Source organism: Christiangramia forsetii KT0803 (assembly GCF_000060345.1).
In the GTDB taxonomy this organism is placed as follows: domain Bacteria; phylum Bacteroidota; class Bacteroidia; order Flavobacteriales; family Flavobacteriaceae; genus Christiangramia; species Christiangramia forsetii.
In genome coordinates this window covers 1,273,892-1,287,879 of sequence record NC_008571.1, presented here as the reverse complement: position 1 = coordinate 1,287,879, position 13,988 = coordinate 1,273,892, and the positions used below count along the sequence as shown (strand labels likewise).

At 35.8% G+C, this 13,988-nt stretch carries 14 protein-coding genes; 7 read left to right on the top strand and 7 right to left on the bottom strand.

All coding sequences use genetic code 11. The features are described from left to right. Nucleotides 1-53: 53 nt before the first annotated feature. The 6 genes from GFO_RS05755 to GFO_RS05730 all read right to left on the bottom strand — a co-directional run bounded on the left by GFO_RS05755 (nucleotide 54) and on the right by GFO_RS05730 (nucleotide 5,270). Nucleotides 54-1,106, bottom strand: coding sequence for a site-specific integrase (locus GFO_RS05755; protein WP_232501936.1), 1,053 nt, complete (start codon nucleotides 1,104-1,106; stop codon nucleotides 54-56). After that, the gene (locus GFO_RS05750; RefSeq protein WP_011709120.1) at nucleotides 1,054-2,046 is read right to left on the bottom strand and encodes a tyrosine-type recombinase/integrase; all 993 of its coding nucleotides are present in this window, start codon (nucleotides 2,044-2,046) and stop codon (nucleotides 1,054-1,056) included. The genes GFO_RS05755 and GFO_RS05750 overlap by 53 nt, the downstream gene beginning before the upstream one ends. After that, nucleotides 2,015-3,292, bottom strand: a complete 1,278-nt coding sequence (locus GFO_RS05745) for a tyrosine-type recombinase/integrase (RefSeq protein WP_011709119.1) — start codon at nucleotides 3,290-3,292, stop codon at nucleotides 2,015-2,017. The genes GFO_RS05750 and GFO_RS05745 overlap by 32 nt, the downstream gene beginning before the upstream one ends. 147 nt (nucleotides 3,293-3,439) lie before the next feature. Further along, nucleotides 3,440-3,742: a JAB domain-containing protein gene (locus tag GFO_RS05740; protein ID WP_041250023.1), complete on the bottom strand. Its 303-nt coding sequence runs from the start codon at nucleotides 3,740-3,742 to the stop codon at nucleotides 3,440-3,442. A 78-nt stretch (nucleotides 3,743-3,820) separates the two neighbouring features. Continuing rightward, nucleotides 3,821-4,177: a single-stranded DNA-binding protein gene (locus GFO_RS05735; RefSeq protein ID WP_041250022.1), complete on the bottom strand. Its 357-nt coding sequence runs from the start codon at nucleotides 4,175-4,177 to the stop codon at nucleotides 3,821-3,823. A 364-nt stretch (nucleotides 4,178-4,541) separates the two neighbouring features. Beyond that, nucleotides 4,542-5,270: a phosphatase PAP2 family protein gene (locus GFO_RS05730; RefSeq protein WP_011709116.1), complete on the bottom strand. Its 729-nt coding sequence runs from the start codon at nucleotides 5,268-5,270 to the stop codon at nucleotides 4,542-4,544. A gap of 131 nt (nucleotides 5,271-5,401) precedes the next feature. Here GFO_RS05730 and GFO_RS05725 point away from each other — a divergent pair, with 131 nt between their 5' ends. The 5 genes from GFO_RS05725 (at nucleotide 5,402) to GFO_RS05705 (ending at nucleotide 11,487) form a co-directional block, all read left to right on the top strand. Next, nucleotides 5,402-6,076 (top strand): response regulator transcription factor, encoded by a 675-nt coding sequence (locus tag GFO_RS05725; RefSeq protein WP_011709115.1) that lies wholly within the window; start codon nucleotides 5,402-5,404, stop codon nucleotides 6,074-6,076. Beyond that, nucleotides 6,051-7,340, top strand: a complete 1,290-nt coding sequence (locus GFO_RS05720) for a sensor histidine kinase (RefSeq protein WP_444542122.1) — start codon at nucleotides 6,051-6,053, stop codon at nucleotides 7,338-7,340. Before GFO_RS05725 ends, GFO_RS05720 begins: the two co-directional genes overlap by 26 nt. A gap of 68 nt (nucleotides 7,341-7,408) precedes the next feature. Continuing rightward, nucleotides 7,409-9,832, top strand: a complete 2,424-nt coding sequence (locus GFO_RS05715; protein WP_011709113.1) for a TonB-dependent receptor — start codon at nucleotides 7,409-7,411, stop codon at nucleotides 9,830-9,832. 364 nt (nucleotides 9,833-10,196) lie between these two features. Next, nucleotides 10,197-10,958 carry a COG4705 family protein gene (locus GFO_RS05710; RefSeq protein WP_011709112.1) on the top strand — a complete coding sequence of 254 codons (762 nt, stop codon included), beginning with the start codon at nucleotides 10,197-10,199 and terminating at the stop codon, nucleotides 10,956-10,958. A 67-nt stretch (nucleotides 10,959-11,025) separates the two neighbouring features. Further along, nucleotides 11,026-11,487: a PepSY-like domain-containing protein gene (locus tag GFO_RS05705; RefSeq protein WP_011709111.1), complete on the top strand. Its 462-nt coding sequence runs from the start codon at nucleotides 11,026-11,028 to the stop codon at nucleotides 11,485-11,487. Between the two features lie 67 nt (nucleotides 11,488-11,554). Here the strand turns inward: GFO_RS05705 and GFO_RS05700 are convergent, their stop codons facing one another. Further along, entirely contained in the window at nucleotides 11,555-12,490 is a 936-nt protein-coding gene (locus GFO_RS05700) for an NAD-dependent epimerase/dehydratase family protein (RefSeq protein WP_011709110.1), read from the bottom strand. A 149-nt stretch (nucleotides 12,491-12,639) separates the two neighbouring features. On the opposite strand from GFO_RS05700, the gene GFO_RS05695 reads away from it, so the two are divergent. Next, nucleotides 12,640-13,353: a glycosyltransferase family 2 protein gene (locus tag GFO_RS05695; protein WP_011709109.1), complete on the top strand. Its 714-nt coding sequence runs from the start codon at nucleotides 12,640-12,642 to the stop codon at nucleotides 13,351-13,353. Continuing rightward, on the top strand, nucleotides 13,350-13,979 hold the full coding sequence (locus GFO_RS05690; RefSeq protein WP_011709108.1) for a lipid-A-disaccharide synthase N-terminal domain-containing protein: 630 nt from the start codon (nucleotides 13,350-13,352) through the stop codon (nucleotides 13,977-13,979). Before GFO_RS05695 ends, GFO_RS05690 begins: the two co-directional genes overlap by 4 nt. The last annotated feature ends 9 nt before the right edge of the window (nucleotides 13,980-13,988 follow it).

Here is a 13,988-nt window from a genome sequence, read left to right as displayed (position 1 = left end):
TTGAGTACCCCATAAATATTGAAGTATTTATAAAATTACTTTACATAATAATATTAGAATCTTTTCAGCCAACTAATCAAATTCTCATTTTTTGTCCATACAGGTTCCTCATCTGGATTGATATCCACGTATGCATTTTCCAAGGCTTTGCGCTTTTGTCTGGAATCGGCCCTGGCATAAATCTCTGTGGTCTGAACGGATACATGCCCCAAAATATCTCGGATATATACGAGATTCACACCAGCCTGCAACAAGTGCATGGCCTTGGAATGTCTAAAAGAATGGCAACTAGCCTTGTCGGGGATCAATGTGTTGTCTGCTTTTCTGGCCATATCCATATATTTATGGAGGATATGGTTGATTCCGGCACGCGTAAATTTTTCCTTTCTGCTATTAAAGAAAAGAGGATGTATATTGGCGGTGGGCTGGTCCAATCGATGTTCTTCCATATAATTTTTAAGGTGTATGATCTGCGCGTCTAACATTGGAACAAGCCGTACCCGGTTCCCCTTACCGATGATCTTGATTACAGGAGGCTTTCCCAGTCTTAACCTAGAAGGCGTCAGATCTATGATTTCCTGAACTCTCGCACCGGTATCATAGGTCAGGGACAGCAAAGCCAGATCACGCCTTCCTCTAGTGGTTGTTGTATCGGGCTGTTGCAGAAGTAACCTTATCCCTTCGATTGAAAGATAGGTTATGCTTTCCTTTCGGGTTTTCTTGGACCTGATGGACAGAACCTTTTGGCATTCGTGGAGATTGTCCAGGTTTTCGTACTGCAAGTATCTATAAAAGGAATGGATCGCTGCCAAACGCATATTTCGAGTCGAATCGCTACATTTCCGTTCTTTTTGTATCCAATCAAGGAATTCTATGATCGTTTCCTTTTTGATCTTTGCAAGGGTCAGTTTTTCTACCTTCAAGAGCTTCTCTTTTTCAATAAAATCTAGCAGCAAGACGAATGTATCCCTGTAAGCAGTAATGGTATTAACACTTGCACCTCTTTCGTCAGGAAGATACCTTATAATAAAATCGGATATATACTTTGAAAAATCAGTTGGCTTCATAATTCTTGAATTTAGGGAATACGTCCAAACATATTGCATCTATATCATTGATCAGGTTTGGATACATATTACTGGTTAATCTAACATAATGGTTGGTCGCACCGATGGACTGGTGTCCCAGATAGTTCGAGAGTATCGGCAGTGAGGCATAAAGATCGATACCCGATTCTGCCATTTGAGCAAGCGAGGTGACGGCGAAGGTGTGCCTGAGATCATGTAGGCGTGCGCTGCCCGGTATCCCTGCTCTGTCAAGACATTTTTTGAACCATGCCCTTACGGATTGACCACACTTGTGCCCATTGACCTTGACAAAGAAGTAGCCGGAACTTGTTTTTCTAGAAGGAAGTAGATTCCTATATTCTAGATATTCCCGGCAAACAGATACCAGGGATTGTGAGATAGGTATGATCCTTTGTTTTCCGTTCTTAGAATCCCTCACCAATAAATAACCTTCTTCCAGATTGACATCTTCATCTTTTAGAGCAATGGCCTCTCCCATACGGATTCCAGTACAGTAAAGTAGCCTAATCAGCGTGGGCATACAAATCATACAGGAATTCTTATTTAGCATGCCTATTCTTAATTCATCACAGACCTTGAACAGTAGATGAATCTCTTTCTGCGAATAGATGTAGGGGATAAATGTATTTTTTGGGAAGCGCGGTAATCTAGGAACATATGATGGTATTCCCAGATCACATAGGTAAGAGGAGAACTGTACAAGATGGCTTATTCTTGTATAGCGATAAAACTCGGATTCGTTGGGGCGCCTTTCACTCCATAACCTTGTAAAATCTTTTGTGATTCCCGATGTGGTTTCCTCCCTTTGGTCGGCCAAAGTATCGATTTTGGATAAAATGAATTCACCTGTTGTATACTTAAACCCTAGTTTTCTCTTCAGATCGATGTACTGTCCTATATAAGGGCCATATTTACTATTGTATAGCTTATTCATAAAAAACCCCTCCTTTCTGCTCATAAAAATTGGTAGGTACAGGAGGTACATCGAGCATACATTGCCTCATCGATTTAAGATCGATCCGGAGATAGTACCTGGTGGATTCTGTGCTTTTATGGCCAAAAACTTCTGAGATAATGGGAAGGGCAGTACTTTCTTCCAGCATTCTGAAGCCCAGACTATGGCGCAGGGAATGAGGTCCAAACTTCCTGCCTTTAATATCGATTCCTGCTTTTCTATAAGCTCTTTGCACAACATGGGTAACTACTTGGCTAGTATGGAATTGGGCATAAGGTGCCTTTGCTATCAAGAATACAAACGGGCTCTCAGATTTTGGTCTGCCATATTTCAGATAATCAATCAAGGCATTACCAACATCAGGCAATATCGGGAGCACCAATTCTTTCCCTGTCTTGACTTGTTTTATTTCTATAGTACTGGTATCCCAATGTAGTTCCGTGAACTTCAATCTTGAGATATCAGATGCTCGAAGCCCCAATCTAGCTGCAAAAAGAATAATAGCATAATTGCGTTTTCCCTGTGGGTTAGATCTATCGACAGATACAATCAGCTTTTCAATTTCCTCTTTAGAATATGTCGAAGGTAACTTAGGTTGATCGACAGCCCTGTATCTGGGTATCTTACTGGAATAATCAATAGCCAACAACTTCTGCTGATAAGCATATTTCATAAAACTGCGGAGTGCTAGAATAGTAACTTGTACCACGGTCTTTTTTCGACAATCCAGTTGATTTAGATATCCGAGGATAAAAGCTTGATCGATATCCCCCATGGAACCAATGCTATTTTTATTGCAATATTGCAGGAAGGGGAAAAGGTTTTTCCTATAACCATATAAAGTTGATACGGTCAATCTTTCTTTTAGTCTTTTATGCTCCAAAAATCCGGTAATTGCTCTTCCGATTGCTCCACCAAAAACGATTGGGTCTTCTTTGCGCTGACTCCGAGCAGGTGCGGTTATAATACCTGTATTCTTGAATTCAGTCAACATCCTGGCTCCATGATAGATATATCTTTCATTCTCTGACAGTTTTGGGATACTGCGTCCACCGAGCTTATTCTGGAGTAATGAATTCTCTACCTTTTGGTCATAACGTTCAATATCGTTTAAAACCATGTAATTCTTGATCTCTTTCCAGCCCCACCTATATCTGGCTATAGTACTTAATGAATAAGATAGTTCGGACTCGAGATAATCACCCGCTTTAGACATTAACTCATGGAATTCTTTGATTTGTTTGTTCATAATACAATTATCTTGAATGTGAATAATTTCACTAAATAAATGATTGCACAATGAATTTAAACTGAAAATGAGATATTATTATGTAAAGTAATTTTAAATACTTTCTAACAATAATGGGGGTTTAGCAGCTTCACTTTACATAATAATTTACTTTACATAATGTGCAATTATCAAATTTACGCTTAATGACTTTAATACCACGGCAAAAAGGATACGCAGATCTACCAAAGTACCTGTAATTCCACCGGTAAAAACTTCAAAAATGCCCTTCACTTTATTGCCGTTATTAAGTAGCATTACTTTAAAACATTCCTGCAGACCGATCTGATCTTTATTCCTTTCATTGTATAATAGTTCCGCAGCGCTTACTGAAGAAGTTATTTTAGGCGCCTGAGAGATTTTAAAATTTCCCTGATATTTTATCGATATTTCATTAACTTTCGTTTTCATTTGAATCTTATTTAAAGGGTTGAAATTGAAAAAAGAGGGCGTTACCGTGAACAAGTACCCGCCCTCTTTATTTTAAAATTACTCGGCTGAATTATTGTCGTTCTTTACGCCTAACAAAAGAATTTCACTGGCTACGACTTCGGTAACATATCGCTTCTCTCCTTCTTTGGTTTCATAGGAGCGATTAGTCAATTTACCTTCGATGGCAATTTCTTTTCCGGTTCCTACATATTTCTCTACAATCTCAGTGATTTTCCCCCATACCACAATATTATGCCATTGGGTTTCCTGTACTTTTTCTCCGTTAGAATTTTTGTAAAATTCATTGGTTGCAATGGAGAAAGTGGCTAGTTTTTTTCCACTTTCAAAATTTTTAATTTCGGGGGTCTGCCCCACATTTCCGATTAACTGAACTTTGTTTCTAAGCGTTCTCATCATTAAAGTTTTAAAGATTTCTAATTGATTTACTTATTATATCCGGAGCTTTTCTTTTTTGATGCTGATCCATTTTCAGCATATAGAATTAGAGAGGACTTATAAAAGGGCAGACGCAGTCAATCGGCTTATGCAGTCCGGCTAACTTTTATATGCTGGTATTTTGCATTGATAAAAAGGAAGGTACAGTATCGGTCAGGTAGGTAAATGGAAAACGATAAAATGAAAAACAAAACGGAAGGAGAATAAATTCTAATAACTCAAATTGCAGCTAACTAATTATTTCCAGTATAATAAAGTTATCTCTAAGCATTACTTTAAGTTAGAATTAGAAAAATGAATAAGTATATTAGAAATAATGATTTTAAGTTTCAGGATCTCTGCTAAAAATTTTAATCAAATTAAATATCATTACACAAAAAACGACCCATATAAACCCCGCAATGAACCCGCCAAATACGTCTGAAGGATAATGTACTCCAAGATAAATCCGGCTTAATCCAATCCCGAGGATTAAAATTGCGAAAATTGTGATCAGAAAAAACTTAATGAATTTATTTATCGGTAAACTGAAGATGAGATATATTATAAATCCATAGAATGCCATCGCCATAGTAGCATGGCCACTAGGAAAACTAAGCGTTTCTACTTTAACCAGATGTTCTGAAACAGGTCTAGGTCTATCTATTGTTTTTTTTAAAAGTAAATTAGAACCCAGAGCAAGAATCATTACCAAGGCAATTTGAGCTACATATTTCCAACTTTTTAAAATCCAATAAAAGAAAATAGCACTTAAACTAAACATAATCACATATCCAAGTGTATCCCCAAAATTGGTTATAAATGTAAAAACAGTAGTTATTGCACGAGATCGAAAATCTATAAAAAAATTAGTGACTGCGGTATCATAATTCGCTAAAACATCAGATTTTAAAAATTCAGTAAGCTCTATAAATAATTTGATCCCCCCTATTACAATGATAGCAGTAATTAAAGTAGTTATAATATAGGGAAGCTTGTGATCGTATTGTCTAAATTTATTTGAAAGAATTTCTTTTATCTTTCTTAATACGCTAAAAAGTTGTTTTCGCATAGTTCAAAATGAATAAATTATAATTAACGTGCAAATTAGGATTCGAATCTAAAGACAAATTGAATTTTCTATATTTACTTTAATATTTCTTTAGAATCAACCTCTACCTTTATTCCCTTAACTTTTTAATAATGAAATATCTAATTGCCGAGGATGAAAAAGAATTACAGCAATCTATCGCCACTTATTTGAGTCATGAAGCTAATGTGTGTGAAACCGCATCAGATTATCACGAAGCTTCAGAAAAATTAGAACTCTATGAGTACGATATTGTTATCCTGGATATTAACCTAGTTACTGGGAGCGGACTCGATCTACTCAAAAAACTCAAAAAGCAACAAAAAAAATGTGGCGTGATTATTATTTCAGCAAACAGTTCATTAGATAATAAATTAGAAGGATTGGATTTGGGTGCAGATGATTACATCACTAAGCCTTTTCATCTTGCCGAACTAAATTCACGCATAAAAGCAGTCCTAAGACGTGGGCAATTTGGTGGAGATAACACTATAAATTTTCAGGAAATTAAGTTGGACACTATGGCCCGTAGTGCCTATGTAAATGGGAAAGCTATTACACTTACAAGAAAGGAGTATGATCTTCTTTTATTCTTTATCACCAATCAGGGAAGAGTTCTATCAAAAGCAATTATTGCAGAACATCTTTGGGGAGACGATAGTGACTTGTTAGATAATTTTGATTTTATTTATGTGCACATCAATAATTTGAGAAAAAAACTTACTAAAGAAGGAGCAAAATATATCCAAACGGCCTACGGAAGTGGTTATAAATTTATCGCAGATTAAAAATTCAACCCCAAATAAAACAAAACTATTAAGAAAAGCTTCCAAGACTTTTCTAATTACCAGTATTGTGATAATGATACTCTCAGGTATTGTTCTTTTCATATATACCAAATCGCTTTTGGAGAATGAAATTGAAGAAGAGCTCTATTCCAATAAAGACCGGGTAGAGCGTTTGCTGAAAAACAATCCTGATCTCGTGGGAATCCCGCCAATCATGATGGCTGAAAAAACTGAAATTTCAGAAGAAAATGTTCTTATTGACACACTTATTTTTGATCCGCTTCAGGATGAAGTAGAACTTTTCAGGCAATTATCTGGTACCAGGAATATTAATGGTCAAGAGTATAAAATAACGGTCCGGGCAATGGTTATTGAATCTGAAGATATTCTTTCTGCAATTGTCCTCACATTCCTGTCAATAATTTTCCTAGCTTTTATTTTCCTTTTTTATCTGAATAAATCCCGTAATGAAAAACTATGGCAACCATTTTTTGTGAATTTGGAACGCTTAAAAAGTTTCTCTTTAAAGTCTGATAAACCTTTAGAACTTAATGATTCAGATATTGTTGAGTTTGATGAACTGAACAAGCAAATGCTGGCATTAACTTCAAAAGTTCAGGCCGACTATCGAAATTTAAAACAATTTACCGAGGATGTCTCTCATGAAATGCAGACACCACTTGCAATTATGCAAGCTAAAATAGAAACGCTCTTTGATCAACAAAATATAAACGAAAAACAATATGAGCAGCTTAGCTCACTTCAGTTTGATATACAAAGACTTAAACAACTGAACAATCGGTTGATATTACTTGCCAAAATTGATAATAATCAGTTTACCGCAGATGAGAATATTTCGATAAATGAAACTCTTAAACAGTCAATTGATAATTTTACTGAGATCACTCAGACCAGGATAGCCCTTAATGGAAAGGATGAAATAACTGCTATTATGGACAAAGCGCTCGCTTCTATACTATTTAATAATCTATTGACCAATGCTATAAAACACAATTTTGGAAACCAGCCTATCAGTGTGGTTATCGAAAAGAACCATGTTCAAGTTATCAACGCCGGAACTGAAGGCCTAAGTAATCCAGAATATATTTTTGATCGTTTTTACAAAGAAAGTAAAAAACCAGATTCCACAGGTCTGGGTCTTTCCATAGTGAAGAAGATTTGTGACTTTTATGGGTTTTTACCTTCCTATAGATTTCATGAAAGCAGTAAAAAACATATTTTCCAGATTGAATTTGATACTTGAAATTTTTTAAGTCTAAAACTTTAAATTTCCTTTAGATCGCACCACTACTTTCACGCAAAATTCAGCTGATGAAAGTATGCCTGAAGAAAGAAACTCTTCTTTTATTTTTCTTATTTATTTCAACCATTGCCGTAGGCCAGGGTATTACTGTTACAGGCCAGGTAATAGAACAAGATACGCAGGAAACACTCCCCTTTGTTACCGTATCTATTTTTGATGCAACTAGTCTAAACATAGTAACAGGTACCGTAACCAATGAATCTGGCCAGTTTACGGTAGAACTGCCTACCGGAAATTATCTACTGAAAATATCATTTGTAGGTTTTGAAACGCTAGAAAGAAAAATAACTGCCGGTGGACTTAACCCTATTTTTGATTTGGGAAAAATTGAGCTTGCCGCTTCTTCAGAATCGCTGGATGAAGTAGCTATTGTTGCAAAACGAACAACAGTCTCTTCAGATCTTGACAAAAAATCTTTTAGCCTTGATGATAATGTAGCACAATCTGGCGGATCTGTACTAGATGCCATGAAAACTATGCCTGGAGTAACTTTTGACCAGGAAGGAAAAGTGGTGCTTCGCGGAAGTGATAAAGTAGTGGTGCTCATTGATGGAAAACAGTCCAGTTTAACCGGGTTTGGTAATCAAAAAGGCCTTTCTAATATTCCCGCGGCTAATATTGAACGTATCGAAATCATCAATAATCCATCGGCAAAGTATGACGCCAATGGATTTGCGGGAATCGTCAATATCATTTATAAGGAGGAAAAGCAAAAAGGGCTTAATGGTGATTTGGGAGTATCTTCTGGTTTAGGTGTTTTGTCTAAGAGAAAAAAAGACACCCCCACAGATTTTGGCAGCTACTCGATCAACCCCAAACTTATTCCCAGCCTGAATCTTAATTACCGTACCGAAAAACTGAATTATTTTCTGCAAACAGAAATTATTCTACAGGAAGCTTTACCAAATAATGAATTTACTACTAGATATTATGACGATGGCAGAAACATCATCTCCCAAGTTCCGGAAAACCGCAGACAATTTCGAAGCATTATAACCGGAGGTGTTGACTATGAAATTTCAGAAAATGACAACATTACTTTTTCAGGAATGTTTGATCGGGAGAAACACATTGACACTTCTCAAGTGGCATTTATCAATTTAGACAATAATGTGCGTAACCGTTTATATACTTGGAAGGAAGATGAGGTGACCAGTTTTATCCATGCGGCTGTTAATTATGAGCATAAATTTAAGCAACCAGGTCATAAACTCTCCGTAAATGCTCAATATACGCGGGGATTGGAAGATGAAAGTTATTTTTTAAACGATAGTTCTACGGTTCGTATAGGTCGGGACATGACAAATATTAGGGCCATTGAGCATACTAGCAGTTTTTCTACAGATTATGCGAGGGCGCTAAGCAATGGAAGGATAGAATTGGGTGCAAAAGCTCGCTTTAGAAGACTTCCTGTGGATTATACTATAGAACGTGGGAACCAAAGTATTATATATCCCAGTCTGGGCGATTTTTCAGAATGGAGAGAAAATCTTTTTGCTGCCTACGGAAATTACCTGCTGGAAAAAGAAAATTTTGACATAGAAGCTGGCTTAAGGGCTGAACATACTGAAGTTTCCTACGAGCTTGATCCGGAAAACATTTATTATGAAACAAACGATAAATATAATTATTTTGAATTATTTCCCAGTGTACGCTTTACCTATAAACTAAATAACAAAAACAAACTTTCCGCTTTTTACAACCGTCGTATCGACCGGCCAGGAGAACCCGAGTTACGTATTTTCCCAAAATATGACGACCCGGAACTGCTTAAAGTGGGAAATCCTTATTTACGACCACAATTTACCAATAGTTTCGAATTGGCGCATCGTTATTCTTGGAGTTCGGGATCCTTATTTTCTGCGATGTATCACCGTGAAATTGATGCGGCGTACCAACGCATTTTCAGTATTGATGACAGTAATCCACAATACGATATCGTAAATAGAATTTATCAAAATACAGGGCATAGCACCAACACCGGTATTGAATTATTATTAAGTCAGGAAATTGCCGATTATTGGAAACTAAACTCAAGTTTAAATATTTATAGAAATGGTATTGATGATTTTCAGGGAACTTTATTGTTTCCTTTTGAGCGACCATTTTTCATAGAAGAGTCTAAAGATACCGCTGGGGATTTTAAGATAACCAATACGTTTACTTTTCCTTGGGAACTGGAAGCTCAAATTACGGGGCTTTGGTACAGTGCCCGAAACATTCCCCAGGGAGAAGAGCTCGCTCGTTCTTCTATTGATGTAGGTTTTAAAAAATCAATTTGGGATAAAAAAGGTGAGATCACTTTATCTGCATCAGATCTGTTCAACAAATTTGGTTTGAGACAAAAGATCAACGGTCAGGATTTTACGGCTCTGTATGAAAATTATTATGAGACTCAAATTGTAAGACTTGGTTTCAACTATAAATTTTGATATTTGAAACTTAAATTTTTTAATCTTTTAGTAGATATAACTTTTACTTAAAGTTTACTTTAGATTACCTCCTTAGATTTCAGTATTAAAGAATACATTAATTTATAAATCAGGGCTTATTGGCTAAAACTACTTTTTAGGTAAGACAATCTTTATTTGAATTAGCCATTATTTAAGGTACGATACCTGAATAAAAGCCCTGAAAAGGAAGGATCATCCTTACGAACTTGTGCCGAGCGCATTCGAAGTATCGTATTGCAAATCATCCTTCCTTTGTCAGGCACAAAACTCTAATATCCATAACTTTAAGATTCCATTAGAATTACGTAGTAATTTAATTCCATTATTTAAACAGACTTAAAAAATGGAAAAAATCATTTTAAACAAAGTTGCAGAAATAACTGTATTGTTCTGGATTATGAAAATTATCGCTACCACATTGGGCGAAACTTTAGGTGATTATATCGCACAGACTTTAGCACTCGGATATACTTTGGGTATTCTTATTACACTAATATTCTTTGTTGTGGTATTGGTTATTCAGCTTTATGCTAAGAAGTATATTCCGCTGTACTTTTGGCTTGTAATTATTGCTACCACAACCCTGGGGACCGAAATTTCAGATTTCATGGATAGGAGTCTGGGCCTTGGATATACTTACGGTAGTTTGATTTTATTTACTGGCCTCCTGGCAATACTATTAATATGGTATAGCAACTATAAAAACCTACAAGTCTATCCCATTTTTGAGAAGAAAAAGGAACTATTTTTTTGGACGGCCGTACTTTTTTCAAATAGTTTAGGAACGGCCTTTGGCGATTATCTCGGAGATGTGGCGGGACTAAGCTATTTGCAGGGAGCACTTATAACCGCTTCAATTATCGCAGTTGTAATTCTCTTGCACTACTTTACTAAGCTCAACCAGATTTTTCTGTTTTGGATAGCTTTTGTATTTACCAGACCTTTTGGGGCAACCTTCGGTGATTTTCTTACCAAACCTCGGGATAATGGAGGTATGGATTTGGGAACACTACCTGCTTCTTTAATCTCAATTGTGCTGATTTCCATTCTAATTTATATTTCACATAAAAAACATCATCAGAAGATGATGAAGGAATCTCTTTAGATTTGCTTAAAGCCAGCTTGAGATTTGCCCTGTAGATTTACATTATAATTATAAATAATTAGTACATATGAAAAAATTAATTTTAGGGGTAGGAATGGTTGTAGTGGCAATGACTACCATAGCATTCACTTCAGAAAATAAGGATAAAGTTCCTCAGGTCGTTAAAAACGCTTTTGCAAAAAAATTTCCCACAGCAAAAAAGGTGGAATGGGAAAAAGAAAATGAAACCGAATGGGAAGCTGAATTTAAAATGAACAATGTTGAATATTCAGCTAATTTCTTAGCAAATGGCACTTGGCAGGAAACCGAGCACGAAATGAAAACCAACGACGTTACACAGAATATTTTATCCTCGTTAAAGTCAAACTTTCCAGGATATGAGATAGAAGAAGTTGAAATATCTGAAACTTCTAAAGGGTCTTTCTATGAATTTGAAATTGAAAAAGGGAAGATAGAAATGGAAGTTACTCTTGATAGTAGCGGTACTATTATAAAAAAGCAAATGGAAGAAGAGGAAGACAAAGATTAAGTGTTAGTTTTCATAATTGATTGGTTAGTTTGAAATGCTCGATACTATTATTTAGGATCGGGCATTTTCATTGACTTTTAAACCAATCGATCTGTTCCTGCACTCCTTCTTCAAGAAGCACCGTGGGATTATAATTAAGTAAATCTCTTGCTTTAATAATAACTGCTTTCGTACGCAATTGATCGCCACTACGAGCGGGTTTTTCCTTACTCTGAATTTTGGTTTTGAGTAATTTTTCAACAACCTGCATACCTTCCTCTGTAGTGTATTCTTTATCAGTTCCAAGATTAATTATCTGCCCATCACATAGCTTCTCCTTACCTATTACACTTACAATTCCTTCAACAATATCTTTAATATGCGTAAAACTGCGTTTATGAGTGAGGCTACCTAAAAATAAAGGGAACTCTCTCCCATTCAAACCACATTTAATTAACTGACTGAACATTTTATCCGGGCGTTCCCGAGATCCATAAACTGAATATAACCTTAGAGAGCAGGCAGGAAAATTCCCAAGTCGGGAATGGGTCATGGCTATTTGTTCAGCAGCAAGTTTCGTGACCCCATAGTTAGATACCGGTTTTGCCATTTGTTCTTCATCACAATATACATCGGAACCATAAATCGATGAAGTCCCAATATTGATAAATAACTTTAAATTAAGATGTTGATTTGCAAAATCGGTTAAATGATGTGTCGCAATGATGTTATTATTTAGATAATCTTCAAACGTAGAAGTACTTGAGATTCCAGGTTGCGCAGCACAATGAAAAACATAATCAAAATCTCTGGGTAGAATTGTAACTAAAAAATCTACGCAGATATCCTGCTCGATCATAGGAATTCCAAAACTGCGTAATTGGTTGGCATTCTGCCTTTTTAAATGGACGTTATAGTAACCTGAAAAGTTATCCATCCCAATTACTTCATGTCCCATAGAATGCAATTTTTCAGCAAGGTGGGAACCAATAAAACCAGCTGCACCGGTTACTAATATTTTCATTTATATTCATTTGAATTACTTCAAATTAATGAAGAAAAAGCCTTTATCACAAGGCTTTATAACAATAGTTGTGAAAACAGTAAAACTTAAAAATTACTTTAGATTTACAACGTAGTATTGCAAATTAAGCTAACAATTCCTGCCTAAGAATGCCAAATACACTCACCATAATTGTACCTGTTTACAACGAAGAAAAAAATCTGACCAGAGTAGAAAAAGAATTGCAGTCCTACATCGATCAATGTAAGCTCAAAATCACCGTTTTATTTGTAAATGATGGTTCAAAAGATTCAAGCTTGCAGATTATTAAGCAAATATGTACCCAGAACAAAACTTTCAATTATCTCAATTTTGATAAGAATTATGGATTGAGCACTGCTATTAAGGCAGGTTTTGATCATGCTGAAAGTTCGCTCGTTGGATATATTGATTCAGATCTTCAAACGAGTCCAAAAGACTTTAATCTTTTATTGGAATATATTGATGATTATGACCTAGTAACAGGAGTACGCTCCAACAGAAAAGATAGTTTAATAAAAAATATGTCCTCTAAAATAGCCAACGGTATTCGTAGAAGCTTTACTCAGGACGGGATGGATGATACCGGGTGCCCGCTCAAGATCATAAAAGCTGATTATGCTAAACGTATCCCCATGTTTCAAGGCTTACACCGCTTTTTACCAGCAATGATTCTGCTTCAAAATGGAACGGTAAAACAGGTGCCAGTGCAACATTTTCCAAGGATTGCGGGTAAAGGCAAATTTGGTGTCTGGAATCGTCTGCTTGGTCCTTTAGCAGATTGCATTGCCTATATATGGATGAAGAAAAAATATATCAATTATAAGATAGCAGACAAAGCATGAGTAGTTGGTTAATTTATACTATTGGTTTTTCTGCTCAATTATTATTTTCAGGTCGTTCTATTTTACAATGGATAATTTCTGAAAAACAAAAGAAGGTGCTTACCCCCGTATTATTCTGGCAACTGAGTTTGATAGCTTCTTTTCTATTATTCATGTATGGTTATTTACGCAATGATTTTGCCATCATGCTGGGCCAAATACTGACCTATTTCATTTACATACGCAATATGCATCTGCAAAATCAATGGCTGAAATTCCCGAAAATGCTGCGTTGGTTTTTATATATTTTTCCATTTATCATTCTTTATATTGGCTATAATAACCATGTTTATGATCGCGCTAAATTATTTCAGAATGATAACATTCCGCTTTGGCTTTTGTTATTAGGTATTATAGCTCAAGTGATTTTTACTTTGCGCTTTGTTTATCAATGGTTTTATTCTGAAAAGCGGAAAGTTTCTTCCCTGCCTTTGGGTTTTTGGTTCCTAAGCTTATTTGGTTCTTTAATGATTCTTATTTATGCAATATTTAGGAAAGATCCTGTGTTACTTTTAGGTCATTCATTAGGCATTTTTCTATACGTTCGAAATATTTTGATCCTTAAAACCGAATCTAAGATCCTTTAGGTTTGCTTT